The 24,199-nt window shown below is 63.6% G+C and carries 31 protein-coding genes; 12 read left to right on the forward strand and 19 right to left on the reverse strand.

The genetic code is table 11. The features are described 5' to 3' along the window. Nucleotides 1-82 precede the first annotated feature (82 nt). Genes NDO48_RS26035 through NDO48_RS26045 form a run of 3 tightly spaced genes read right to left on the reverse strand, consistent with a single transcriptional unit; the run spans nt 83 to nt 3,041 of the window. Nucleotides 83-529, reverse strand: coding sequence for an HPr kinase/phosphorylase (locus tag NDO48_RS26035; RefSeq protein WP_267322668.1), 447 nt, complete (start codon nt 527-529; stop codon nt 83-85). 3 nt (nt 530-532) lie between these two features. After that, nucleotides 533-2,317 (reverse strand): sensor histidine kinase, encoded by a 1,785-nt coding sequence (locus tag NDO48_RS26040; RefSeq protein ID WP_267322669.1) that lies wholly within the window; start codon nt 2,315-2,317, stop codon nt 533-535. Between the two features lie 22 nt (nt 2,318-2,339). Then, nucleotides 2,340-3,041, reverse strand: a complete 702-nt coding sequence (locus tag NDO48_RS26045) for a response regulator transcription factor (RefSeq protein ID WP_085941106.1) — start codon at nt 3,039-3,041, stop codon at nt 2,340-2,342. A gap of 359 nt (nt 3,042-3,400) precedes the next feature. On the opposite strand from NDO48_RS26045, the gene NDO48_RS26050 reads away from it, so the two are divergent. From NDO48_RS26050 to NDO48_RS26065, 4 genes are all read left to right on the forward strand, one after another. Continuing rightward, nucleotides 3,401-5,011, forward strand: coding sequence for a phosphoenolpyruvate carboxykinase (locus NDO48_RS26050; protein WP_018430544.1), 1,611 nt, complete (start codon nt 3,401-3,403; stop codon nt 5,009-5,011). Between the two features lie 85 nt (nt 5,012-5,096). Continuing rightward, nucleotides 5,097-5,534: an alternative ribosome rescue aminoacyl-tRNA hydrolase ArfB gene (gene arfB / locus NDO48_RS26055; RefSeq protein ID WP_018430543.1), complete on the forward strand. Its 438-nt coding sequence runs from the start codon at nt 5,097-5,099 to the stop codon at nt 5,532-5,534. Between the two features lie 71 nt (nt 5,535-5,605). After that, nucleotides 5,606-6,124: a peptidoglycan-binding protein LysM gene (gene lysM / locus NDO48_RS26060; protein ID WP_018430542.1), complete on the forward strand. Its 519-nt coding sequence runs from the start codon at nt 5,606-5,608 to the stop codon at nt 6,122-6,124. Between the two features lie 97 nt (nt 6,125-6,221). Then, nucleotides 6,222-6,839, forward strand: a complete 618-nt coding sequence (locus tag NDO48_RS26065; protein WP_267322684.1) for an alpha-ketoglutarate-dependent dioxygenase AlkB family protein — start codon at nt 6,222-6,224, stop codon at nt 6,837-6,839. 15 nt (nt 6,840-6,854) lie between these two features. Here NDO48_RS26065 and coaA read toward each other — a convergent pair whose 3' ends face one another. The 8 genes from coaA to hisB are packed head-to-tail and all read right to left on the reverse strand — an operon-like array spanning nt 6,855 to nt 11,764. Then, nucleotides 6,855-7,817, reverse strand: a complete 963-nt coding sequence (gene coaA, locus NDO48_RS26070) for a type I pantothenate kinase (RefSeq protein ID WP_018430540.1) — start codon at nt 7,815-7,817, stop codon at nt 6,855-6,857. A 29-nt stretch (nt 7,818-7,846) separates the two neighbouring features. Continuing rightward, on the reverse strand, nt 7,847-8,173 hold the full coding sequence (locus NDO48_RS26075) for a phosphoribosyl-ATP diphosphatase (protein ID WP_267322670.1): 327 nt from the start codon (nt 8,171-8,173) through the stop codon (nt 7,847-7,849). 15 nt (nt 8,174-8,188) lie between these two features. Further along, nucleotides 8,189-8,974 (reverse strand): imidazole glycerol phosphate synthase subunit HisF, encoded by a 786-nt coding sequence (gene hisF / locus NDO48_RS26080; protein ID WP_026227707.1) that lies wholly within the window; start codon nt 8,972-8,974, stop codon nt 8,189-8,191. Next, entirely contained in the window at nt 8,971-9,735 is a 765-nt protein-coding gene (gene hisA, locus NDO48_RS26085) for a 1-(5-phosphoribosyl)-5-[(5-phosphoribosylamino)methylideneamino]imidazole-4-carboxamide isomerase (RefSeq protein ID WP_267322671.1), read from the reverse strand. The genes hisF and hisA overlap by 4 nt, the downstream gene beginning before the upstream one ends. A 2-nt stretch (nt 9,736-9,737) precedes the next feature. Then, nucleotides 9,738-10,031, reverse strand: coding sequence for a DUF1330 domain-containing protein (locus NDO48_RS26090; protein ID WP_018430536.1), 294 nt, complete (start codon nt 10,029-10,031; stop codon nt 9,738-9,740). Next, the gene (gene hisH, locus NDO48_RS26095) at nt 10,028-10,678 is read right to left on the reverse strand and encodes an imidazole glycerol phosphate synthase subunit HisH (protein WP_018430535.1); all 651 of its coding nucleotides are present in this window, start codon (nt 10,676-10,678) and stop codon (nt 10,028-10,030) included. The genes NDO48_RS26090 and hisH overlap by 4 nt, the downstream gene beginning before the upstream one ends. A 1-nt stretch (nt 10,679) precedes the next feature. Next, the gene (locus NDO48_RS26100) at nt 10,680-11,162 is read right to left on the reverse strand and encodes a DUF2628 domain-containing protein (RefSeq protein WP_018430534.1); all 483 of its coding nucleotides are present in this window, start codon (nt 11,160-11,162) and stop codon (nt 10,680-10,682) included. A 2-nt stretch (nt 11,163-11,164) separates the two neighbouring features. Then, the gene (gene hisB / locus NDO48_RS26105) at nt 11,165-11,764 is read right to left on the reverse strand and encodes an imidazoleglycerol-phosphate dehydratase HisB (protein WP_018430533.1); all 600 of its coding nucleotides are present in this window, start codon (nt 11,762-11,764) and stop codon (nt 11,165-11,167) included. A 191-nt stretch (nt 11,765-11,955) separates the two neighbouring features. Between hisB and hslV the strand changes: the two genes are divergently transcribed. The 6 genes from hslV to NDO48_RS26135 all read left to right on the forward strand — a co-directional run bounded on the left by hslV (nt 11,956) and on the right by NDO48_RS26135 (nt 17,143). Next, nucleotides 11,956-12,504, forward strand: a complete 549-nt coding sequence (hslV, locus tag NDO48_RS26110; RefSeq protein WP_018430532.1) for an ATP-dependent protease subunit HslV — start codon at nt 11,956-11,958, stop codon at nt 12,502-12,504. Further along, a complete protein-coding gene (locus NDO48_RS26115) occupies nt 12,494-13,015 on the forward strand; it encodes a GNAT family N-acetyltransferase (RefSeq protein WP_018430531.1) in 522 nt (173 codons plus the stop codon). Before hslV ends, NDO48_RS26115 begins: the two co-directional genes overlap by 11 nt. Next, the gene (locus tag NDO48_RS26120) at nt 13,012-13,614 is read left to right on the forward strand and encodes a DUF2585 domain-containing protein (RefSeq protein ID WP_018430530.1); all 603 of its coding nucleotides are present in this window, start codon (nt 13,012-13,014) and stop codon (nt 13,612-13,614) included. Before NDO48_RS26115 ends, NDO48_RS26120 begins: the two co-directional genes overlap by 4 nt. Next, a complete protein-coding gene (locus NDO48_RS26125; RefSeq protein ID WP_051091999.1) occupies nt 13,614-14,681 on the forward strand; it encodes a hypothetical protein in 1,068 nt (355 codons plus the stop codon). The genes NDO48_RS26120 and NDO48_RS26125 overlap by 1 nt, the downstream gene beginning before the upstream one ends. Before the next feature lie 29 nt (nt 14,682-14,710). Continuing rightward, complete coding sequence (gene hslU / locus NDO48_RS26130) at nt 14,711-16,018, forward strand: ATP-dependent protease ATPase subunit HslU (protein ID WP_018430528.1); 1,308 nt, start codon at nt 14,711-14,713, stop codon at nt 16,016-16,018. Nucleotides 16,019-16,183: 165 nt separating this feature from the next. Then, nucleotides 16,184-17,143 (forward strand): DUF1402 family protein, encoded by a 960-nt coding sequence (locus tag NDO48_RS26135; RefSeq protein WP_026227705.1) that lies wholly within the window; start codon nt 16,184-16,186, stop codon nt 17,141-17,143. Between the two features lie 10 nt (nt 17,144-17,153). On the opposite strand, the gene NDO48_RS26140 is transcribed toward NDO48_RS26135, so the two are convergent. Genes NDO48_RS26140 through NDO48_RS26155 form a run of 4 tightly spaced genes read right to left on the reverse strand, consistent with a single transcriptional unit; the run spans nt 17,154 to nt 19,909 of the window. Beyond that, complete coding sequence (locus NDO48_RS26140) at nt 17,154-17,537, reverse strand: helix-turn-helix domain-containing protein (protein WP_018430526.1); 384 nt, start codon at nt 17,535-17,537, stop codon at nt 17,154-17,156. Next, nucleotides 17,534-18,082: a Smr/MutS family protein gene (locus tag NDO48_RS26145; protein WP_018430525.1), complete on the reverse strand. Its 549-nt coding sequence runs from the start codon at nt 18,080-18,082 to the stop codon at nt 17,534-17,536. Before NDO48_RS26145 ends, NDO48_RS26140 begins: the two co-directional genes overlap by 4 nt. Then, nucleotides 18,079-19,185 carry a murein transglycosylase A gene (locus NDO48_RS26150; RefSeq protein WP_018430524.1) on the reverse strand — a complete coding sequence of 369 codons (1,107 nt, stop codon included), beginning with the start codon at nt 19,183-19,185 and terminating at the stop codon, nt 18,079-18,081. The genes NDO48_RS26145 and NDO48_RS26150 overlap by 4 nt, the downstream gene beginning before the upstream one ends. A 22-nt stretch (nt 19,186-19,207) precedes the next feature. After that, complete coding sequence (locus NDO48_RS26155) at nt 19,208-19,909, reverse strand: Tim44/TimA family putative adaptor protein (RefSeq protein ID WP_018430523.1); 702 nt, start codon at nt 19,907-19,909, stop codon at nt 19,208-19,210. 207 nt (nt 19,910-20,116) lie between these two features. Between NDO48_RS26155 and NDO48_RS26160 the strand changes: the two genes are divergently transcribed. Continuing rightward, nucleotides 20,117-20,617 carry an FxsA family protein gene (locus NDO48_RS26160; RefSeq protein ID WP_018430522.1) on the forward strand — a complete coding sequence of 167 codons (501 nt, stop codon included), beginning with the start codon at nt 20,117-20,119 and terminating at the stop codon, nt 20,615-20,617. Between the two features lie 95 nt (nt 20,618-20,712). Next, nucleotides 20,713-21,201, forward strand: coding sequence for a protein-export chaperone SecB (secB, locus tag NDO48_RS26165; RefSeq protein WP_018430521.1), 489 nt, complete (start codon nt 20,713-20,715; stop codon nt 21,199-21,201). A gap of 99 nt (nt 21,202-21,300) precedes the next feature. Here secB and dnaQ read toward each other — a convergent pair whose 3' ends face one another. The 4 genes from dnaQ to NDO48_RS26185 all read right to left on the reverse strand — a co-directional run bounded on the left by dnaQ (nt 21,301) and on the right by NDO48_RS26185 (nt 24,156). Beyond that, entirely contained in the window at nt 21,301-22,017 is a 717-nt protein-coding gene (gene dnaQ / locus NDO48_RS26170) for a DNA polymerase III subunit epsilon (RefSeq protein ID WP_267322685.1), read from the reverse strand. Between the two features lie 123 nt (nt 22,018-22,140). After that, nucleotides 22,141-22,731, reverse strand: coding sequence for a dephospho-CoA kinase (gene coaE / locus NDO48_RS26175; RefSeq protein ID WP_267322672.1), 591 nt, complete (start codon nt 22,729-22,731; stop codon nt 22,141-22,143). Then, nucleotides 22,728-23,564 carry a shikimate dehydrogenase gene (locus NDO48_RS26180; protein ID WP_267322673.1) on the reverse strand — a complete coding sequence of 279 codons (837 nt, stop codon included), beginning with the start codon at nt 23,562-23,564 and terminating at the stop codon, nt 22,728-22,730. The genes coaE and NDO48_RS26180 overlap by 4 nt, the downstream gene beginning before the upstream one ends. Further along, nucleotides 23,557-24,156 carry a Maf-like protein gene (locus NDO48_RS26185; protein WP_018430517.1) on the reverse strand — a complete coding sequence of 200 codons (600 nt, stop codon included), beginning with the start codon at nt 24,154-24,156 and terminating at the stop codon, nt 23,557-23,559. The genes NDO48_RS26180 and NDO48_RS26185 overlap by 8 nt, the downstream gene beginning before the upstream one ends. Nucleotides 24,157-24,199: the final 43 nt, after the last annotated feature.

Genomic DNA, 24,199 nt, shown 5'->3' on the forward strand with positions numbered 1-24,199 from the left:
TCGAGGGCGAGAGCGTTTACAAGCCCCAATTTGCGGCATCGGCAGCCATTTTGACGCATTGCAGCAAAAATTTCGGGCAGGTTCAGCCGGAAGGCAGCAGCCCAAGGCGGGCAAAGACAACGGGTAGGGCGGCAATAACCTCGCGCTCCGCGAGCATTACCTTGGGTACGCTGCAACCAAGCAAAATCTCGCTCGCCGGCTCGGGCAACCGCTCGATATCGGTGGCGGGAGCAAGACGGACAAGCAGATCGACGGCGGCGGCAGCCTCATGCGCGACGGGACTGGGGCCCAGCCCGCGGATCTCGACCAGCCCGGCGATGGTTGCCGGCGCATGGCAGACAAGCCGCCCGTCCGGGGCGGACAGGAAAAGCTGATCGTCGGAAACCAGCCGTGCGAAAAGCCCCGATCCGCGTGCCCTGTCGATCAGCGCCAGCGCTAGTGCAGTCTTGCCGGAACCCGAGGGGCCGGCGATGAGCACGCCGCAATCGCCAAGCAGCACCGCAGTGGCGTGCATGTTGACGGGCGGCACGGATCAGCCTTCGGCCGGCAGGGTGACGATGAAGCGCGCGCCCTTGATGTCGCCGGGCTTGGTGCCGGTGATGTTTTCCGCAGTCAGCGTGCCGCCATGGGCCTCGACGATCTGGCGGCTGATTGACAGGCCGAGGCCGGAATTCTGGCCGAACGCCTCCGATGAGGGCCGGTCGGTGTAGAAGCGCTCGAAGATGCGGTCGATGTTCTCGACGCGGATGCCGGGGCCGTTGTCCTCGACCATGATGACGTTGAACTTGCCGATGCGCGCCAAGCTGATGTCGATGTGGCCATGACCGTCGGGCACGAAGGAGCGTGCGTTCTCTATCAGGTTGGTGATGACCTGGCCGATGCGCAGGTCGTGGCCGAGCACGTTGTAGCTCTTCACGCCGGCCGGCAACTTGGCGGTGGTGAACTCGATCTCGACCGACTTCTTGTGACGCGATGTCTCGCGCGACACCGAGACGAGATCGCCGACGAACTTCTTGAGATCGACCTTGGCCGCGTCCTCGCGGGCAAGCTCGGCGTCGAGGCGCGATGCGTCGGAAATGTCCGTGATCAACCGGTCGAGGCGCTTCACGTCGTGCTGGATGATTTCCATAAGGCGTTCGCGCGAATGCTCGTTCTTGGCCAGAGGCAGCGTTTCGACGGCACTGCGCAGCGAGGTCAGCGGGTTCTTGAGCTCGTGGCTGACATCGGCCGCGAAGCTTTCGATCGCCTCGATGCGAGCGTAGAGCGCGTTGGTCATGTCACGCACCGCGACCGAGAGGTTGCCGATCTCGTCCTGACGGTCGGAGAAGTCGGGGATTTCCTCGCGGCTCTTGCCGCCACGGCGCACGCGGTTGGCCGCGGCCGAAAGCCGGCGCAGCGGATTGGCGATGGTCGATGCCAGGAGCATCGACAGAAGTGCCGTCACCAGGGCCGCAACGCCGAAGACGCGCAGGATGGCCTTGCGCTCGGCCGCAACGATCTTGTCGATGTCGCCGCCCTCGGTCGACAACATCAGCACGCCGAGCACGGCGCGGAAGCGCTGGATGGGCACGGCGACCGAAACGATCTGCTCGCCCTTTTCGCTGACGCGCACGATGGTCGCCGGGCTGCCGGTCAGCGCCTGCATCACCTCCGGGAAGGCCGAGCCGTTGCCGCCGGGCTGCTCGTGATAGACGGGCAGCGAGCTGTCGCGGAACATGTCGAAGATGAACTTCTGGCCCCTCTCGAGCAGCGTCGGCTCCTCTTCCTCGACCGGCGGCAGGTCGTAGCGGAGGATCTGGCCGCGCGAATAGAGGTGGCGCGAATCGAGCAGCAGGGTTGCTTCACGGTCGAAGATGCGGGCGCGTGTGCGGGTCGGCGAGATCAGCCGGCGCAGCACGGGTGCGACACGCTCAGGGTTGATCGGGAAGTCGAGGCTGTCGAGCTGATCGGAACGCGGACCTAGCGTCTCCCCGGCCTGCAGTTCCAGGAGCTTCTCGGGATCGATGCTGATCGAGTCCGTCTCGACCGTCGCCGAAGCGGCGATGGCGCCGGCGATGATTTCGCCCTGCGTCATCAGGCTCTCGACGCGGGCGTCGATCAGGCCGTCGCGAAAAGTATTGAGATAGAGGATGCCGGCGACCAGCACGGCGAGGCCGGCAAGGTTGAGAAAGAGGATGCGCCGGGTGAGGCTCGAGAAGAAATGATGGCCGAGGAAGCGGCTGAGCCGGGCCCGCACGCGGTCCAGGAAAGTCGACAAGCGCCCGCGCGACCGCCTTTTGGCGGCCACTGGCTTGCTCATCTCTGCTTCCATTGCCATGCGGTTTCAGGCCCCGCCGGTATCAGGCTTCGCGGAATCTGTAGCCGACGCCATAAAGCGTTTCGATCATCTCGAAGTCGTCGTCGACGGCCTTGAACTTCTTGCGCAGGCGCTTGATGTGGCTGTCGATGGTGCGGTCGTCGACATAGACCTGCTCATCATAGGCCGAATCCATCAGCGCGTCGCGGCTTTTGACCACGCCGGGGCGCTGGGCCAGCGAATGCAGGATGAGGAATTCGGTGACCGTGAGAATGACCGGCTCACCCTTCCAGGTGCAGGTGTGGCGTTCCTGGTCCATGACCAGCTGGCCGCGTTCGAGCGAGCGCGATGCCTGCGCCGGCGCCTTGGTGGCGGCTTCGCGGGCGCTTGCACGGCGCAGCACGGCGCGGACGCGCTCGACCAGCAGGCGCTGCGAGAACGGTTTGCGGATGAAGTCGTCGGCGCCCATCTTGAGGCCGAACAGCTCGTCGATCTCGTCGTCCTTGGACGTGAGGAAGATCACCGGCAGGTCGGTCTTCTGGCGCAGGCGGCGCAAAAGCTCCATGCCATCCATGCGCGGCATCTTGATGTCGAGGATGGCGAGGTTCGGCGGACGCGCGGCGAGGCCTTCCAGTGCGGATGCGCCATCGGTGTAGGTCTCGACGCGATAGCCTTCGGACTCGAGCGCAATCGAAACCGATGTCAAAATGTTGCGGTCGTCGTCGACAAGCGCGATCGTTGCCATTTCCAGCGGCTCCCTCATGTGCGGGTGTCCCTTCCTGCTTGAAGCAGGGCTTTTGCAGGACAAATTAGGTACAAAATGTGGCATACCCCCCGAAGGCGGGGAGCGCAACCGCAACGCCCAATGCCTGTCTTATATGGGGCGGTGAGGCCAAAGCTCGAACAAAAAACCGCCCATCTTGTGTGGGCCGGCTGGTCGTTCCCCACCATTTAAACGATTTAGATATTTTTCAAAATTTTTAAATCGATTAATGATTTGATATCGCTGATCTTTTCTGTTTCAGCCTGCCTTAGTCCCTCGGGACTGCGGCGTCCGGCCCGTTGACCGGACATAGGCGTCAAAGCGAAACGAGGCTTCACCAGATGTCGGAAAACGGTAAGCGCAATCCCGCATGCGGGATCGAAACGGCAGGACTCAAAACGTCGGGCACCGTCCGTTACAACTTTGGCGCTGCGTTTCTCACCGAAGAAGCGATCCGGCGCGGCGAAGCGAAGCTGACCGCCCATGGGGCGCTTGTCGCCGAGACCGGCCAGTACACCGGCCGTTCGCCCAAGGATAAGTTCGTCGTCCGCGACGAAAACACCGAGGCGCATGTCTGGTGGGACAACAACAATGCGATGACGCAGGCCCAGTTCGACGCGCTGCATGCCGACTTCCTGGCGCATGCGTCGACCAAGGACCTCTACGTCCAGGACCTGATCGGCGGCGCCGACCGCTCGCTCTGCCTGCCGACGCGCGTCGTCACCGAATTCGCCTGGCACTCGCAGTTCATCCGCAACCTGCTGATCCGTCCGACGGAAGCCGAGCTTGAGAGCTTCGTGCCGGAGATGACGATCATCGACCTGCCGTCGTTCCGCGCCGACAAATCACGCCACGGTGGACGCAGCGAGACGCTGATCGCCGTCGACCTGACCCGCAAGATCGTGCTGATCGGCGGAACCCAGTATGCCGGCGAGATGAAGAAGTCGGTGTTCACGGCGCTCAACTACGTGCTGCCGGCCAAGGGCGTGATGCCGATGCACTGCTCGGCCAATGAAGGTCCCGACGGCGATGCTGCCGTGTTCTTCGGCCTGTCGGGCACCGGCAAGACGACGCTGTCGGCCGACCCCAAGCGCACGCTGATCGGCGACGACGAGCATGGCTGGGGCCCTGACGGCATCTTCAACTTCGAGGGCGGCTGCTACGCCAAGACCATCCGCCTGTCGGCCGAGGCCGAGCCGGAGATCTTCGCCACCACCAGGCGCTTCGGCACCGTGCTCGAGAACGTCATCCTAGACGAGAACCGCGTTCCCGACTTCAACGACGGCTCGCTGACCGAAAACACCCGCTGCGCCTATCCGCTTGATTTCATCCCGAATGCCAGCGCCACCGGCCGCGCCAGCCATCCGAAGAACATCATCATGCTGACGGCCGACGCCTTTGGTGTGATGCCGCCCATCGCCAAGCTGACCCCGGCGCAGGCGATGTACCACTTCCTGTCGGGCTACACGGCCAAGGTCGCCGGCACTGAGCGTGGCGTGACCGAGCCCGAAGCGACCTTCTCGACCTGCTTCGGCGCGCCTTTCATGCCGCGCCACCCCTCGGAGTACGGCAACCTGCTGCGACAGCTGATCGCCGAGCACAATGTCGACTGCTGGCTGGTCAACACCGGCTGGACCGGCGGCGCCTATGGCGTGGGCTCGCGCATGCCGATCAAGGCGACGCGTGCGCTGCTCTCGGCAGCACTCGACGGTTCGCTGAATTCGGTCGAGTTCCGCACCGATGCGAATTTCGGCTTTGCCGTTCCGGTCTCGGTGCCCGGCGTCGACGCAAAAATCCTCGACCCGCGCTCGACCTGGGCTGACGGCGCTGCCTATGACCGCCAGGCCAAGAAGCTGGTGTCGATGTTCGTCGACAATTTCGGCAAATTCGAAAGCCATGTCGATGCGACCGTGCTGGGCGCTGCCCCGCAGGTGCGCACGGCAGCCGAGTAAAACCGGCATCGCCCGAGAAGTTCCAAAAGGCCCGGCCAAGTGTCGGGCCTTTTCTTTTGCGCTCCAGCACGGCATGAGTTGGCGCATGAGCGCCGACGACAAGATCATCATCGCCAACGACGTGGTCATCCATCCCGATGACCTCGAGGAGAACTTCATCCGCTCCTCGGGGCCGGGCGGCCAGAACGTCAACAAGGTGGCCACCGCGGTGCAACTGCGCTTCGACGCGGCGAATGCGCCGGGGCTGCCAGAGCGCGTGCGCGAACGCACCATCAAGCTCGCGGGACAGAAGGCGACCAAGGACGGCGTCATCGTCATCGAGGCCGGACGCTACCGGACACAGGAGCAGAACCGTGCCGATGCGCGCGCCAGGCTGACCGCACTTGTGGCCAAGGCGGCCGAGCCACCGCCGCCGCCCCGCAAGAAGACCAAACCGACCAAAGGTTCGGTCGAGCGCAGGTTGAAAACCAAGTCCGGGCGCTCGACAGTCAAGAAGCTTCGCGGGCGTGTCGACGGCGACTAGATCGAAGTTGCTTCCAATTTGTTTTTGCAGATGCCAAGCTCCGGCGAACGCCACAGCAAGGGAGACCAAGGATGGGCATGTTCGATTTCGTCAAGAATGTCGGCAAGAAGCTTGGCTTCGGCGGTGAAGAAGAGGCGCCGACGGCCGATACGCTGAAGAAAGAGCTCGATTCTCATAAACTAGGCACCGACAACGTGCAGGTCGTGGTCAAGGGCGACACCGCCGTGCTGACCGGCGTGGTCAAGGACCAGTCGATCTTCGAAAAGGCGGTCATCGCCGTCGGCAACACGCTCGGCGTCTCCAAGGTGCAGGCGGACGAACTCAAGGTCGTGGCGCCGGACTCAGGGCTCAAGCTCGACGGCAAGGTCGACATGACCGAACTGGTCAAGGCGGCGACGCCAGCCAAGGCGCCGGTGTTCTATACGGTCAAGAAGGGCGACAACCTGTCGAAAATCGCCGAGGCCCAGTACGGCAAGGGCAAGGCTTCGAAATACACCGTCATCTTCGAGGCCAACAAGCCGATGCTGACGCATCCCGACAAGATCTATCCCGGCCAGGTGCTGCGCATTCCCGATATCGCGACGGCCTGACCCGAAATTTCATTCGATGCGGAACGGCGGCTTTCGGGTCGCCGTTTTGCTTTTCCGGTGACAATCTGGATGGCCAGATCAACGAGGCAGCTTGAACGTGCTCGTGCTTCCCAAAGGCGTCCGCCACATGCCCGGCTTTCTCAGCCGAGAGGTGCAGGAAGGGCTGGTCGAGAGCATCCGCGAGGTGGTGAAGGCAGCGCCGCTGTACACTCCCGAAATGCCGCGCACCGGCAAGCCGATGAGCGTGCGCATGACCAATTGCGGCTCGCTTGGCTGGGTCACCGACAAGGATCGTGGCTATCGCTACCAACCCGAGCACCCGGTGACGGGCGACCCCTGGCCGCCAATTCCCGAAGCGTTGATGGCATTGTGGCGTGAGGTCTCCGGCTATCGCCACCCGCCCGAGGCTTGCCTGGTCAATTTCTACACCGACGCGGCCAAGATGGGCCTGCACCAGGATCGCGACGAGCAGGAGTTCGAAGCACCCGTGGTTTCGGTGTCGCTGGGAGATGCCTGCCTGTTCCGTGTCGGCGGCAGCCGGCGCGACGATCGCACGGTATCCTTCCGGCTGGAAAGCGGCGACGTGGTGGTGCTGGGCGGGGAGGGTCGGCTCGCCTTCCACGGCGTCGACCGCATCTATCCGATGACCTCGGCCCTGCTGAAGCAGGGCGGGCGGATCAATCTGACGCTGAGACGGGTGACGAAGCCAGCGTGACGGGTCGGCGAAGCTCTAGAGTTTGCGGATCGCCACTTCCTCGACAAGGTGGCCGGCACCCTTCTTGAGGATCAGGTCGGCGCGCGGGCGCGTTGGAAGAATGTTCTCACGCAGGTTCTTGAGGTTGATGTTGGCCCAGAGCCCCTCGGCGATGGCGCGCGCCGCATCTTCCGACAGCTGCGAATAGCGATGGAAGAAGGACTGCGGATTGCGGAACGCCGTCTCGCGCAACCGCATGAAGCGGTCGATGTACCACTCGTGGATGATCTGCTCGTCGGCGTCGATATAGATCGAGAAATCGAAGAAGTCGGAGACGAAGGGCACGAACTTGCCGTCCTTGGGCAGTTCGCGCGGCTGCAGCACGTTGATGCCTTCGAAGATCAGGATGTCGGGTCGGTCGACGGTGACGAACTCACCGGGGATGACGTCGTAGGTCAGGTGCGAATAGACGGGAGCCCGCACATTGGGCTGGCCCGACTTGATGCCCGAGAGGAAACGCAACAGCGCCCCGACATCGTAGCTGTCGGGAAAACCCTTGCGCTCCATCAGGTTGTCGCGGCGCAGAACCTCGTTGGGATAGAGGAAGCCGTCCGTCGTGACCAGATCGACCTTCGGGCTCGACGGCCATCGGGTGAGCAGCTCCTTGAGAATGCGCGCCGTGGTCGACTTGCCGACGGCGACGGAGCCCGCCATGCCGATGATGAAGGGCGTCTTGGTGCCTTTCTTCTCCGAATTGAAGAAGCGCTGGCGCTGGCGGAACAGCTGCTGGCTGGTTTCGACATGGGCCGAAAGCAGTCGCGACAGCGACAGGTAGATGCGCCGGACTTCCTCGAGGTCGATCGGCTCGTACATCGAACTCAGCCGCCTGACCTCGTCGGCGGTCAGCGTCATCGACATGTCGGCGCCGAAACCCGCCCAATGCTCGGCGGAGAAGAACCAGTAGGGCGAGTACTTGTCCGTCGGTGCGAGCTGATCCATCGACTGTTCCCTGCGGCGGCCGACCAAGGTCAGCCCTCGTTCTTGCGCGAGGCCTTCTCGGCGATGCCCGACTGGGCGGTGCGGCGCTCGAGCTCGGCCATCACTTCCGTCATCGGGATGCCGGCGACGGCAAGCACGACGAGCCAATGATAAAGGAGATCGGCGCTTTCCGAAACGAGCGCGGTGTCGTCGCCCTTGACGGCGGCGATGACGGTCTCCACCGCCTCTTCGCCGAGCTTCTTGGCCGCCCGCTCCATACCCGACTGGTAGAGCTTGGCGGTCCAGGAATTGGTGTCACCCGAACGGGCGCGCTGGGCGACGATCTTTTCGAGATCAGAAAGGGTAAATGCAGTCATCATTGCCTCGGCAGGTCAGCCAATAGGATCGAGCCGCATGGGCAGGCCTGCTTTTGCCATGTGTGCCTTGGCCTCGGCAATGGTGTAGGTGCCGAAATGGAAGATCGAGGCAGCAAGCACGGCCGTGGCGTGGCCATCACGGATGCCTGCGACCATGTGGTCGAGGTTGCCGACGCCGCCCGAGGCGATGACGGGCGCACGCACGGCGTCCGCCACGGCCCGGGTGAGGGCGATGTCGTAGCCGATCTTGGTGCCGTCGCGGTCCATCGAGGTCAACAGGATTTCGCCGGCGCCGAGGTCGACGACCTTGCGGGCGAATTCGACGGCGTCGATGCCGGTGCGCTCGCGGCCACCATGGGTGAAGATTTCCCAGCGGTCGGCCTCGTTGGCCTCGGACACCTTCTTGGCGTCGATGGCGACGACGATGCACTGGTTGCCGAACTTGTCGGCGGCCTCGGCAACGAAGGATGGGTTCTTCACCGCCGCCGTGTTGATCGAGACCTTGTCGGCGCCGGCCAAGAGAAGCCTGCGGATGTCGGCGACCTGGCGCACGCCGCCGCCGACGGTCAGCGGCATGAAGCACTGCTCGGCGGTGCGGGCGACGACGTCGAAGATGGTCTCGCGGTTGTCGGACGAGGCGGTGATGTCGAGGAAGCAAAGCTCATCGGCACCGGCGGCGTCATAGGCCTTGGCGGCCTCGACCGGATCGCCCGCGTCGATGAGATCGACGAAGTTGACGCCCTTGACGACGCGGCCATCCTTCACGTCCAGGCACGGAATAACTCGAGCTTTGAGAGTCATGGGCGTCCCTCGAACAATCCGGCCTCAGGCTTGAGCGTGCCACTGAGGATGGCAAGCGCCTGCGCCGGGTCGATGCGGCCGTCATAGAGCGCACGGCCGGAGATCGCGCCTTCGAGCTTCCTGGCGTCGGGCATGGTCATACGCACGATGTCGGCAAGCGAGGCGAGGCCGCCCGAGGCAATGACGGGGATCGAGACGGCCTCGGCGAGGTCGATGGTCGAATCCCAGTTGATGCCGGCCAGAACGCCGTCGCGGTCGATGTCGGTGTAGATGATGGCGGCAACGCCGGCACCCTCGAACTTCCTGGCGAGTTCAACGACGCCGAGGCTGGACGCTTCGGCCCAGCCCTCGACGGCAACCTTGCCGCCCTTAGCGTCGATACCGACGGCGACCTTGCCCGGGAATTTTTTGCAAGCTTCCTTGACCAGCTCGGGGTCGCGCACGGCGACAGTGCCGAGGATGACGCGGGCAAGACCCTTGTCCAGCCAGCTCTCGATATGGGCGAGCGTGCGGATGCCACCGCCGAGCTGGACCGGGTTCTTCGTCGCCTTGAGGATCGCCTCGACGGCCGAACCGTTGACGCTCTCGCCGGCGAAGGCGCCGTTGAGGTCAACCACATGCAGCCATTCGAAGCCCTGGTCTTCGAAGGCTTTCGCCTGCGCGCCGGGATCGTTGTTGTAGACGGTCGCCTGGTCCATGTCGCCGAGCTTGAGGCGCACGCACTGGCCATCCTTGAGGTCGATGGCGGGGAAAAGGATCATGCTCAGACGCCTTCGACGATGACGAACTTGCCGACGGAGGCGGCGTGGCGAAGCTTCACCACCTCCTGGTAAGCGGGGGAGTGATAGCAGGCGATCGCCTGCTCGTAGGATTCGAATTCGACCAGGACATGGCGGTTGCCGGTCGGTCCTTCCGGCTGGTCGTACTGGCCACCGCGCACCAGAAGCTTGGCACCGTAAGGAGCGATCGCCGCAAGATTGGCCGCGATGTAGGCGGGATAGGCGTCGGGGTTGGTGATCTCGATCATCGCCATCCAGTAGGCCTTCTTCGTCGTCATGGCTTCCACCTCAGGAAGTTGGCAATGAGGCCGAGGCCAAGCGCCTGGCTTTTTTCGGGATGAAACTGGGTGCCGACAAGATTGTCGCGCGCGACAGCCGCAGTGACCCGGCCGCCATAGTCGGCAACGGCCAGCACCTCTTTTTCTTTGGTCGCGTCGAGATGATAGGAATGCACGAAATAGGCGTGCAGTCCCTGCGGCCCTGTGGCGATGCCGTCGAAGACCGGGTGGTCGTGTTTCACGTGAATCGTGTTCCAGCCGATCTGCGGGATCTTCAGCGTCGGGTCGGTCGGCGTGATCTCCTTGACGTCGCCAGCGATCCAGCCGAAGCCCTCAGTGACGGTCTTTTCCAGCCCGCGTTCGGACATCAGCTGCATGCCGACGCAGATGCCGAGGAAGGGATGCGCCTTGCGGATGGCGACCTCCTCGACTGCCTCCCACATGCCGTCGACGGCGCGCAGGCCACGGGCGCAATCGGCATAGGCGCCGACGCCGGGAAGTACGATGCGATCGGCAGTCAAGACGCGATCGGCGTCCGCGGTGAGGTCGATCTCCGCCGCAATGCCGGCCTCGCGGGCGGCACGTTCGAAGGCCTTGGTTGCCGAGCGCAGATTGCCCGAACCGTAGTCGATGATCGCAACGCGCATGTCAGTTTCTTCCGGGATAGTGCAGGAGGCCGAGCGCTGCACCCGAGGTTTGCGGGCGCGGTGCAGCTGAGGGAGGGATGGCTACGGGTGCCGGCTGCGCTTCTTCGGCCACGTCGTCGGCCGCATAGAGGTAGCGCATCTCGGCGTCCTCGATGGTGTCGGCCTCGATCACCCCCCACTGGCGCCAGCCAGCGCGGCGCAGGGCGGCGACCCTGAGCGCACCGCCGTCAAGGCCGACATAGAGCGAGATGAGCAGCGACAACAGCGGCACGGCCGCGATCAGCCCGGCCCACTCGCCAAATGCACCCAGCGCGAGGGTGACCGCGAAGGTCACCGCCGCAAGGACCCAGAGACGATGCCACAGCATCCACAGAACCGGGGCGATGAAGCCGAAGAAGTAAAAACCGTCGCGAATGAAGACGGCACTTTCCGAAGCGTTTTTTCCTGCCGAGGCAGGCGGCTCCATGACGACATGGATGGCCATAGCTATCCCTTCAGGCTGCCCTTGGTCGAGGGTACTGCGTCAGGCTGGCGCGGATCGCTTTCAAGGGCCATGCGCAGCGCGCGCGCCACAGCCTTGAAGCAGGTTTCGGCGATATGATGGTTGTTGGCACCGTAATGGTTGGTGACGTGCAGCGTGATGCCGGCGTTCTGGGCCAGCGCCTGGAAGAATTCGCGCACCAGCTCGGTGTCGAAGGTGCCGATCTTGGGGGCCGAGAAATTGACGTTCCAGACCAGGAACGGCCGGCCCGATACGTCGATGGCGGCGCGCGTCAGCGTCTCGTCCATGGCGAGGTCGATCGAGGCGTAGCGCATGATGCCGCGACGCTCGCCCAGCGCCTTGGACAGCGCCTGGCCAATTGCGATGCCGCAATCCTCGACAGTGTGGTGGTCGTCGATATGCAGGTCGCCCTTGGCGGACACCTTCATGTCGATCAGCGAATGTCTGGAAAGCTGGTCGAGCATATGGTCGAAGAAGCCGACGCCGGTCGCCATTTCCGAACGGCCGGTGCCGTCGACATGGACCGAAACCGAAATCTCGGTTTCCTTGGTCTTGCGGCTGACTTCGGCGGAACGGGGGGCCATTGGCGGATCCTTGTCCTCAAAATTGACTGCCTAATAACAGCATGATCGGCCGATTGCCAATTGCCACGAAAGGGCATTTCGTCATGCGGCATGGCGATTTGCATTCCTTGCGCCGCGTCATACATAAGGTCGAACTTCCACTCGTAACGCGCGAGCCGCCTGGAAGGGGCCGCGTGCCATCGGAGAAACATATGTCCAACGAACAGAGCATGCACGCCACTACAATTGTGACAGTGCGCAAGGGCGGCAAGGTGGTCATCGCCGGCGACGGCCAGGTGAGCCTCGGCCAGACCGTCATGAAGGGCAACGCAAGGAAGGTCCGCCGCCTCGGCAAGGGCAATGTGATCGCCGGCTTTGCCGGCGCCACGGCCGACGCCTTCACCCTTCTCGAAAGGCTCGAAGCCAAGCTCGAGCAATATCCCGACCAGCTGACGCGCGCCTGCGTCGAACTCGCCAAGGACTGGCGCACCGACCGTTATCTGCGCCGCCTCGAGGCTATGATGCTGGTGGCCGACAAGAACGTGTCGCTGGCGCTGACCGGCACCGGCGACGTGCTGGAACCCGAACATGGCGTCATGGCCATCGGCTCGGGCGGCAACTATGCGCTGGCCGCGGCCCGCGCGCTGATGGACACCGACAAGGACGCCGAGGAGATCGCCCGCAAGGCGATGCAGATCGCGGCCGACATCTGCGTCTACACCAACCACAACTTCGTGGTTGAGACGCTCGATGCCGAATAAGGAAGTCGCGCTGTACGAGTTCCGCCCGGTGACCAGGGCCGACCTGCCAATGATCAAGGCATGGTTGGCCCAGCCGCACGTCGCCGAATGGTGGGGCAACGCCGCCCACGAGATCGCCGAGATCGAGGCGCATATCGACAGTATCTCTGTCGAGCCGCTGATCGTCGAGCTGGACGGCAAGCCGATCGGCTACCTCCAGAGCTACGATCCGCACATGGAGGACAACCATCCCTACCAGGACCAGCCCTTCGGTACGCTTGGCATCGACCTTTCGATCGGCGTGCCGGAACTGGTGGGCAAGGGCCACGGTTCGGCCATCGTCAGGCAGTTCGTCGACGACCTGTTCGAGGAAGGCGTGCCGAGGGTCATCATCGACCCGGACCCGACCAACAAGAGGGCCATCCGCGCTTACGAGAAGGCCGGCTTCGTGGCTTTCGACACGCGAACCTCGATCTACGGCCCGGCGCTCATGATGGCGATCGATGCCGAGGAGGACGAGTTCGAGGAATGACCGCATCGCAGGACCACGGCGCGGAGCAGGCACAACGCCGGAGACTTGGCTGGTGGCTGCTCGTCGTGGCCCTGATGATTGCGGGCCAGGCACTTGCGCTGCTGTGGATGGGGCATCCGGCGATCTGCAAATGCGGATACGTCAAGCTGTGGCACGGGGTGGTGCAGAGTTCGGAGAACTCCCAGCACATCACCGACTGGTACACCTTCTCGCACATCATCCACGGCTTCCTGTTCTACGCGCTGCTGCGCTGGCTAATGCCCAACAGCCCGCTCGGACTGAGGCTGGCCATCGCCGCCGGCATCGAAGTGTCGTGGGAACTGGTGGAAAACAGCGACTTCATCATCAACCGCTACCGCGAAGGGACCATTTCCCTCGACTACTACGGCGACAGCGTCATCAACTCCGTGTCCGACACGCTGGCGATGGTGCTGGGCTTTGCGATGGCGGCGCGGCTCCCGGTGTGGGGCGTCGTTGCCCTGGCCGTCATCTTCGAACTCGGCGTCGGCTACGTCATTCGAGACAACCTGACGCTCAACATCATCATGCTGGTCTATCCGCTGGATGCGATCAGGCAATGGCAGGCGGCGATACCCTGATGAGCACGTCGATACCATTGGAAGCGACCAGCATATCGCCCGATACATTGCTTGCCGCAGTCGCAAACGGGCTGCTGACGGCAGAGCAGGCGCAAGGACTGCGGGATCTGGAGAGTGCGAGCGCGCCGGCCCTCGACAGTGAACCGCATGACGACGAGAAATTCCGCTTCATCAGCGGTTTCAGCGACATCTTCGTCACCATCGGCCTCGGACTGTTTCTGGGTGCGCTCGGCTACTTCTCCGGCGACATGATCGGCAACACCGGCATGTTCGCCGTCATCGCGGTGACGAGCTGGCTATTGGCCGAGTATTTTACCCGCCGGCAGCGCATGGCGCTGCCCAGCATCGTGTTGCTCCTGGTCTATGCCGGAGCGGTCTTTTCGACGGTTGCGGAAGCCTTCAACCCCAGCCTCAGATTCGGCATGGGGCTCGGCAACCATGGCGGCCTGCCGATCGTTGTCGCCGGGCTTATGACCGCTGCGGCAACCGCGTTGCACTACCGGCGTTTCCGCGTGCCGGTGACGATCGCAGCCGGTGTGGCCGCCCTTGTCGCCTCGGCCGTCGGTGTGCTTTTCATGATCGTTCCGGATTTCGCCACCCAAGCGGCCAAGCCCCTGCTGCTGGCCTGCGGCCTTGGTGTGTTCGCGCTTGCCATGCGCTTCGACCTGAGCGATCCGCAGCGCCAGACCCGACGCACCGACATCGCCTTCTGGCTGCACATGCTCGCCGCACCGCTGATCGTTCATCCGCTGGTCAGCGGGCTCGTCGGCGAGGGTGGTTCCGAAGCCGTTTCGGCCTGGAGCATCCTGGCGATCTTCGTCGGACTGGCGCTGGTCGCCCTTGTCGTCGACCGTCGCGCCATCCTGGTGTCAGGCCTTTCCTATGCCGGCTTCGCCTTCGGCTCGCTGGTCGTCAAGGCCGGGCTGTCGGACAGCGTCGTGCCGCTGACCATGCTGGTGCTCGGCGCGCTGGTCCTGCTGCTCAGCGCCGGCTGGCATACGCTGCGCCGGGCTCTTCTGCCACTGCTGCCCGGCACCCTTGCGCGGCGGCTTCCAGCCCATACATAAGCCCCAACTGAGTATTCGAGAGTAACGCCATGTCCACATTTTCTCCCCGTGAGATCGTTTCAGAACTCGACCGCTTCATCATTGGCCAGAAGGACGCCAAGCGTGCCGTGGCGATTGCGCTGCGCAACCGCTGGCGCCGGCAGCAGCTGGAAGGCCAGATGCGCGAAGAGGTCATGCCCAAGAACATCCTGATGATCGGGCCGACGGGTGTCGGCAAGACCGAAATCTCGCGCCGTCTTGCCAAGCTTGCAGGCGCGCCCTTCGTCAAGGTCGAGGCGACCAAGTTTACCGAAGTCGGCTATGTCGGTCGCGACGTCGAGCAGATCATCCGCGACCTGGTCGAAATCGCCATCGGCCTGGTGCGCGAAAAGATGCGTGAGGACGTCAAGGCACGCGCCCACGTCAATGCCGAAGAGCGCGTGCTCGAGGCGCTGGTGGGCAAGACCGCCAGCCCCGCCACCCGCGATAGTTTCCGCAAGAAGCTGCGCGACGGCGAGCTCGACGACAAGGAGATCGAGGTCCAGGTGGCCGACACCGGCACCGGCGGCATGCCGAGCTTCGACATTCCCGGCATGCCGGGCGGCAATGTCGGCGTGCTCAACATCAACGACATGTTGTCGAAGGCGATGGGTGGCCAGCGCACCAAGACGCGCAAGACCACCGTCAAGGAATCCTACGGCCTGTTGATCCAGGACGAGTCCGACAAGCTTCTCGACCAGGACGAGGTGGTGCGGCGGGCGCTTGAAGTGACCGAGAACGAAGGCATCGTCTTCCTCGACGAAATCGACAAGATTGCCCGCGGCGACGTTTCCGGCGGACCTTCGCGCGAAGGCGTGCAGCGGGATCTCCTGCCGCTGGTCGAGGGCACGACGGTTGCCACCAAATACGGGCAGGTCAAGACCGACCACATCCTGTTCATCGCTTCGGGTGCGTTCCATATCTCGAAGCCTTCGGACCTTCTGCCTGAATTGCAGGGTCGCCTGCCGATCCGCGTCGAACTGCGCGCGCTGGAGAAGGACGACTTCCGCCGTATCCTGACCGAGACGGAAGCCAGCCTGATCAAGCAGTACATCGCGCTGCTGAACACCGAGGGCGTCAACCTCGACTTTACCGACGACGCCATCGACGCGCTCGCCGGCATCGCCGTCGATCTCAACGCCACGGTCGAGAACATCGGTGCGCGGCGCCTGCAGACGGTGATGGAGCGCGTGCTGGACGAAATCTCCTATGACGCGCCCGACCGCAACGGCACGACCGTGACGATCGACGCGGCCTATGTGCAGAAACACGTCGGCGACCTGTCAAAGAACACAGATTTGTCGCGTTTCATCCTTTAAGGACAAGGACAGGCGGGCTGCGCGCAAGCATCCCGCCTGGATTTGCGACCTGTGGCCGAATGGAACCATCCGGCCACCTTTCGCGCATGCCGGGCCACTACGCTCTCGACTATGTCGGGGGCTTTACCTAGTTTGCCCGGAAACAGCTTGGGCAAGCAGCGGCGCATGAAAAAAGCGATTATCTCGGCATTTGTTTTGGCGATGACCTTGGGTGTGTCGCACGCGTCGGCCACGACAGTGGTTGCCGCAGGCAACGTGCATGCCGAGCAGCCACAGGTGCCGGGCGCTTCTTCCAAGCGCACCAAGGCAGGCAAGACGACCTTCGACGCCAAGTACCGCAAGGTCTATGCGCTGCTGCAGAACGACACGCAACTGCGCAGTAAGATCAAGTCGGTGGCGCGCGATTACGGCATCGACCCGATGCATATCGTTGGCGCCATCGTCGGCGAGCACACCTACAATGTCGACGCCTACGACCGGCTGCAGACCTATTACGTCAAGGCCGTGTCCTATCTCACCAGCAATCTGCGCTTCGCCTATAATGGCGAAGACATCACCGACTTCATCAAGCGCCCACAATTTGCCGAATGCGCGTCGAAGTCGGGCAGCTATGACCTGTGGGATTGCCGCGAGCGCGTGTGGAACCAGGATTTCCGCGGCAAGACCGTGGGCGGTACGGCCTTTCCCAACGACCGCTTCAGCGCCACCTTCTTCCAGCCATTTTATGCGGGCCAGACCTTCGGCATCGGCCAGCTCAATCCGCTGACGGCGCTGCAGATGAGCGACGAGGTCCACAAGGTCTCAGGCCTGCCCAAGCTCGACGAGGGCGATCCGAACGAGGTCTACCAAACCATCATGGACCCGGACCTGACGCTTCCTTACGTGGCCGCAACGCTGAAAACCTCGATCGAGGCCTACAAGCGCATCGCTGGCTTCGACATCTCACAGAACCCGGGACTGACGGCAACGCTCTATAATGTCGGCAATCCGGAAGCCCGGGCGCATGCGCTCAAGGTCGAGAACGAGCGCCGCAGCGCCGCCGGTGAGCCGGCCAAGGTTCCCGAAGAGAATTATTATGGCTGGCTGGTCAACGACAAGCTGACCGAACTGCAGGCGCTGTTCTAGCCCTCGGCTCTTACAGCCTTCGCCGCGCCTTCTTGCGGGCAATCGCCTCGCGCATCCGGACAGTGATCGCAGCCAGTTCAGCCTCATTCAGTTCGCCGATGCCCTCAGCCAGCAGATTGGCAAGTTCGGTCGCCGCCGGCGAAAGCCCCGACGTGTCGACGACGACGCGAGGGTGCGAACCTTCCGCCAGCTTCTGCAGATCCTCGGCGTCGTCCCAGATGACGTTGAAGTAGCCGATGATCTTCTGGATCATCGGCCAACTCGGCACGCCGCGATGGCCATGCTCGAGCGCCGACAGATAAGCGGCGCTGACGCCGATGCCTTCGGCCATCTCTTTCTGGCTAACGCCGCGCTCGCGCCTGAGCTCGCGGATGCGTTCGCCGAGCGGCGTCATGCGCCGAGCCTCCGCCTGATCCTGACATATATCGCGCCTGAACCGCCATGGTGGCGCTCGGCATGATCGAGGCTCGAAACCAGCATGCGGAAAGGTGCGGTGTCCAGCCAAGCCGGAACCATGCGGCGCAGGATGCCGTCGCCACCCTTCGAATTGCCTTTGCCGGTGATGACGAGCACGTAACGCAAGCCGCCGGCATGGGCGCGGCTCAGGAAGGTGAACAGCAGCGAATAGGCTTCGTCCTGGGTCATGCCATGAAGATCGACGCGACCTTCGATGGGCAGGCGGCCCTTGGAGAGCTTGTCGCGGGTCGGCTCGTCGAGCGTGTGGGCGACATACTGGCGCCTTGGCTGCTTGGCGAGCGCCGGCGCGGGCTGCTCAACGGCAATCTTTGCCGGCATGGCCTCGACCTTCGGCGCCTCCACCGGGGGAACCTCGGGGATTTCCATGGCGCGCTTGCCCTTGAGGGGCATCGTCGTGCGGGCGATGACGTTCCAGAGAACGCGCTCTTCGTCGCTGAGCTTGCGGTCGCGCCGGCCAGTCATGACGCTACCTTTGCGAATAGTGGCTTCGGCAGCAGCGCGTAGAAATCGGCGTCGGCACGGACGATGCCGGCAATCTCCCCGGCGGCATCGCCCGAACCGGCAAACAGGTCGCCGCGCGCCGCACCCGTAATAGCCGAGCCGGTGTCCTGGGCGATCAGCAGCCGGGCGAACGGCTGGCCGCCAAAGGCCGTGAGCTTGGGGGCGGCGATGAAAAAGGGCGTGCCGAAGGTGTGAAGCAGCCGGTCGACGGCCACAGAGCGGCCAGGGGTGAGCGGCACCTTGGCTGCGGCGACGGGGCCGAGGTCGGGATCATCCACTGCCGCGTCTCGGAAGAAGATGTAGGAGCGGTTCTGCCAGAGGATTTCGCTGATCCGGTGCGGATTGGCTTTGAACCAGGCCCGGATCGACTGCATCGTCACCTTTTCGAGCGGGATTTCGCCGATATGCGCGAGGATTCCGCCGGGACCGGTGAAACGCTGGCCGGACTTCGCCGCATAGGTGACTCGGCGCTGCGAGCCGTCGGTCATCCGGAGCCGCGCGGCACCCTGGACGTGGACGAAGAAGGCATCGACCGGATCGGCGACCCAGGCGATATCGAGGCAGCGGCCGACCAATGCGCCCTTTTCGATGGCAGGACGGTCAAAATATTCGACCAGACCATCGGGGGTCCACCGCGCAAAGGCGAGGTAGGGGTCCATGCCATCGGGGCGGTTGCCATCGTCGACATCGACAAGATCCTCGGGCCTGGCCAGCAGCGGAACACGGAACTCCGCTGTCTCGACAGGCGAGGCGTCGACCTCGGGCTCATAAAAGCCGGTGACGAAGCCTGACGGACGATGCTCGGGAACAATGAGGGCCGGGAGGAAGTGGCGCTCGAAGAAGGCCTTCGCCTCAGACTTGCCGAGCGAGGGATGGGAGCGCGCCTCGGCGTAGGCGGCATCGAAGGCGCCGAAATCGACGCCCAGCGCGCCAGTGCGATAGGGCTTGTTCAGGACATGGAAGGCTGAGCGGCGGAATGCAGCAAAGGCGGACGACTGGTCGTCGCCCGCCCATTGCGGAAGCTCAGTGAAAGAAACGAGCCGGAATGCGGACGAGAGCGCCACGGGCGTCGCCCGCCGGCCGCTATCAGTCTTCTTCCTCGGTCGCGACAAGCTTCCAGTTCGGGTCGCGCGACCGCGTGTCGCGGGCAAAGGTCCAGACATCCTTGACCTCGGCCACGGTTTCCGGATCACCGTCGATGACGGCACCAGCCTTGTCGCGCGTCGCCGAGATCAGCTCGCTGACGATGCGCAGCGTGACATGGGACTCGGAACCCTTCATCTCGGCCGAAACGATGTCGGCCTTGTCGATGCCGACGAAGGATGACTGGATCTTCTCCGAACGGCCCTCGCGATCGTTGATGGCGGCGACGAAGCCGTCGAAAACCTCACGCGACAGCAGGTTCTTCAGCGTCTTCCGGTCGCCGTCGGCATAGGCCATGACGATCATCTCGTAGGCCATCTTGGCGCCATCGACGAAACCCTTGGGCTCGAAGGAGGCGTCCTGGTCCTTGATGGCGCGCAGGCCCTTGTTGAGGTCGGTACCGGGCTTGGCAAAAGCGTCGATGGCGGCATAGGCCTCTTCGCTGGCCGGGCCGGGTGCGCGCTTGGGCAGCGAAACCACGTTCTCGGGCTTGCCGCTGGCGTCCTGTGGTTTGCTGCGGGACGAATAGGGATCGAAAGGCGGACGTTCATTGCCTGTGCGGCGTCCAAGCACGTTGCGCAGTTGGAAAAAGATCACAACCGCTGCGATCAGAAAGAAAATCGTGCCGAAATCGAAGAATTGCATATCTTCCCGCCGATCCGTCCCTTGTTCATGGCCGAAGCCGGCCTATCTGCGTTTGGCCGGCTGTCGCCGTCTCAGCTATTGCATATAGAACGCATGCGCCGATCATTCAAATCAAAGGCGCTGCGGCATATCTAACGATGTATGCGCTTTGCCTGTGACGGCATATGATGCATTCGTCAACTCGAACCGACCGGACCCACGCCCTTCATGCTGCCCCTTCTGATCCTTGCCCTGCCTCTTCTCGAGATCGCCGGCTTCGTCGTGGTGGGCAGCGAAATCGGCGTTCTGCCGACCATCGGCCTGGTGCTGCTGAGCGTGGTCGTGGGATCAATCCTGCTGCGTGTTCAGGGCTTTGGCGTCATGAACCGCGCCCGCGCCGAGATCGAGGCAGGACGCGACCCAAGCAAGGAACTGGCTCACGGCGCCATGATCGTGCTCGCCGGCATCCTGCTGGTGATCCCCGGCTTCATCACCGACATATTCGGCATCCTGCTGTTCCTGCCGCCCGTGCGCGAACTCGCCTGGCGCCTGCTGAGCAAGCGGATCGTCGTTGCCACCGACTTCAACGGCTTCGCACGGCGCGGCCGTCCGGGCGATGGCAGGACCATCGACCTCGACGAGGAAGACTTCCGGCGCGAGCCTCGCCCGAATTCCAATCCAGACACGCCGTGGCGCTCGCTGCCCGACGACCAGTCCCGCCGCGACTGACGCCGGCAAAACCTTGTCTTGACAGGCCGGGCATGGTAGCCAACGCGCCACTTCCAATAGGCCGCATGACGGCCGAGCCAAGAGGACAAGGGCTTATGGCCAACAACGAAGACGGCGCCAACGGCAACGGTAACGCACAGCAGCCCACGCTGAACGTGCTGGCTCAGTATGTGAAGGACTTCTCCTTCGAGAGCCCCGGCGCGCCGAACTCGCTGCGCGGCCGCGACCAGGCCCCCGGCATCAACATCAACGTCAACGTCAACGCCAACCCGATGACGGACAAGCAGTTCGACGTCAACCTGACGCTGAACGCCAAGGCAGCCTTCGACAAGGAAGTGCTGTTCAACGTAGAGCTGGTCTATGGCGGCGTGTTCCGCATCGACGGCTTCCCGCAGGAACACATGCTGCCGCTGCTCTTCATCGAGTGCCCGCGCCTGCTGTTCCCGTTCGCGCGCCAGATCATCGCCGAGGCGACCCGCAACGGTGGCTTCCCGCCGCTGATGCTCGATCCGATCGATTTCGCTCAGATGTTCCAGCAGAAGATCGCCGAGGAACAGGCTGCCTCGAAGGTCAAGGCCAGCTAAGACTTCGCTTCAGGCGACCAGAATGCAGAAGCCCGGCCATGTGCCGGGCTTTTCTTTTTTTGGGTGCATCCTGTGGAAATCGGGCGGCTCGACCGGCCGTCAGCTCGCTTCGGCAGGCGCCAGAAGCTTGGCCCAGATTGCCTTTTCGCCGAGTTCGCCAACCAACTTTCCGTGCGCCGCAATCTCCGTCTCGCTCAGCCGCGAGGGCAGGGGCTCCGGACGCGTCGCGATGACGATGTCGAGTTCGACGGCATTGCGGCCATTGCCAGCTGAAGACGAGGCGCTGTCGAGCACAAGTGCCGCCTGCTTGCCGCCAATGAGCTCGATATAGACCTCGGCCAGCAGTTCGGAGTCGAGCAACGCGCCGTGCTTGGTGCGGCGGCTGTTGTCGATGCCATAGCGTCGGCACAGCGCGTCGAGCGAATTGGGGCCCATCGGATGCTTGCGGCGGGCGAGCGCCAGCGTGTCGATGACCAATCCTGGATCGACAGGCGGCACGTCGAGCCGGGCAAACTCGGCATTGATGAAGCCGATATCGAAGCTGGCATTGTGGGCGACGAGCTTGGCGCCGTCGATGAAATCGAGAAACTCCTGCAGGATCTCGGAGAAGATCGGCTTGCCTTCGAGATCGGCATTGGAAATGCCGTGCACTTCCTGCGCGTCGGGATGCACCGAGCGTCCCTGCGGGTTGATGTATTTGTGGAAGGTGCGGCCCGTCGGGAAGCGATTGTCCAGCTCGATGCAGCCGATTTCGATCAGGCGATCCTCGCGGTTGTCGAGGCCGGTCGTTTCGGTATCGAAAATGATTTCGCGCAAGTCGTGCTTCTCTCTTTGTGTGAGCATGATCCCGCCGGAAACCGGCGTCCACGTTCCGCGATCATGCTTTTGCCGAGCATGCCCTCCCGGACAGCCGGGGGACAAGTGCGGCAGTTCGCCTGCTCAGGGCTTTCCCACCGTCAAATCGGCAATGATGGCCCGTACTGCGGCACGGGCTGGCTCAAGCCCCTGGCCGGTATCGACGATATAGTCGGCGAGCTTGCGCTTTTCAGCATCGGGCACCTGCTTGGCCAGGATCGCCTCGAACTTCGCTTCCGTCATGCCCGGCCGCGCCAGCACGCGCTCGCGCTGGATGTCGGCAGGGGCGGTCACCACCACCACCTTGTCGACGCGGGCCCGTCCAGCCGTCTCGAACAGAAGCGGGATGTCGAGCACCGCGATGGCTGAGCCAGCAGCACGGCTGCGCTCGAGGAAAGTGCTGGCGTCGGCCCGGACGAGCGGATGGACGATGCCTTCCAGCCTTTTCAGCGCGGCCGCATCGCCCAGCACATGGCGGGACAGCTCAGTGCGGTCGACGACGTCATCCTTCACCGTTCCCGGGAAAGCAGCCTCGATCAAAGGTGCCGCCTCGCCGGCGTACAAGCGATGCACGGCCTCATCGGAATCGTGCACCGGGACCCCGGCCTCGACGAACATCTTCGCCGTGGTCGACTTGCCCATGCCGATCGAACCGGTCAGCCCAAGCACGATCATTTCTTGGCGTCCAGGTCGGCGACGATCATGTTGCGCAGCTCGGCCGTGACCTCGGGGCGTTTGCCGAACCAGCGCTCGAAGCCGGGAACGGCCTGGTGCAGCAGCATGCCGAGGCCATCGACGGTCCTGAGGCCGCGCGCCCGGGCTGCAGCGAGCAACGGCGTTTCGAGCGGCACATAGACGATGTCGGTGACGATGGCATGGTCGGGCAGGCCGGCGGGATCGGCCGGCAGGCCCTCATTGCCATGCATTCCGAGCGCGGTGGTGTTCACCAGCAGCGATGCATCAGCGAGAAGTTCTTGCGTCGCCGACTGGGGATGCGCCGAGACCCCGGTACCAAACTGGCGCGCCAGCTCCTCAGCCCGTTCGACCGTGCGGTTGACGATCCTGATGTCCTTGAAGCCGCGCTGCTTGAGCGCGTGGATGATCGCGCGCGATGCCCCGCCGGCGCCCAGCACCACGGCGACGTCGCCGCCATCCCATCCAGGGGACAGATGGTCGAGATTGGCAGCAAAGCCATAAGCATCGGTATTGCCGCCCCAGAGCACGCCATCCTCGAGCCAGACTGTGTTGACGGCGCCGATCTGTTCGGCCGCCTCATCGCGGCGCTGGACAGAAGCGAAGGCCACCTCCTTGTGCGGAATGGTGACATTGCCTCCCCGCAAGCCGGCCTCGGCCAGACCTTTTAGGAAAGCCGGGAAGTCGGCAGGCGCGACATCGATGGCGCGATAGCTGCCGTCGATGCCGTAATGCGCCAGCCAGTGACCGTGGATCTTGGGCGAGCGAGAATGGGCGATCGGATGCCCGCAGACGAATGCGTTCAGTTCAGCCATCGATCGCGCCGAGTTTCCTGAGTTCTTCCAGTACCGGCAGCAGAGGAAGGCCGACGATGGTGAAATAGTCGCCCTCGACCTTGTCGAACAGCTGGATGCCTTCGCCCTCGATCTGATAGGCGCCGACACTCGACAGCGCCTTGTCGCCGACGCGGGCGAGATGGCGGCCGATGAAGGCGGGATCGAGCTTTCTCATCGTCAGCGAGGCGATGCCGACATGGCGCCACAGCGTTTCGCCGTCGCGCACCAGCACCACGGCGCTGTTCAGATGATGCGTCTTACCTGAAAGCTTGAGCAGGTGGCGGCGGGCGCCCTCCATGTCATCTGGCTTGTGGAACACCTCGTCGCCGAGTGACAGCGTCTGGTCGCAGCCGAGCACCAGCCTGCCGGGATGCTCCTCGCTGACGGCCACGGCCTTGGCCTCCGCGAGCACCATCGCCACGTCTTCGGGCGAGGCACCACTTTCCGCCAATGGGGCTTCGAGCGCGCGCTCGTCGAGATCGGCGGGAATTGCCTCGACTTCTATGCCGGCATTTTCGAGCAGCTTCTTCCGGAAAGGGCTTCCGGACGCCAGGATGATTTTTTCGGTCATGGTTTTACCTCCCGCGAGCCGCACGGGCTCATCATCAGCGTGG

The sequence above is a fragment of the Aminobacter sp. MET-1 genome, from assembly GCF_026521175.1.
In the GTDB taxonomy this organism is placed as follows: Bacteria; Pseudomonadota; Alphaproteobacteria; order Rhizobiales; family Rhizobiaceae; genus Aminobacter.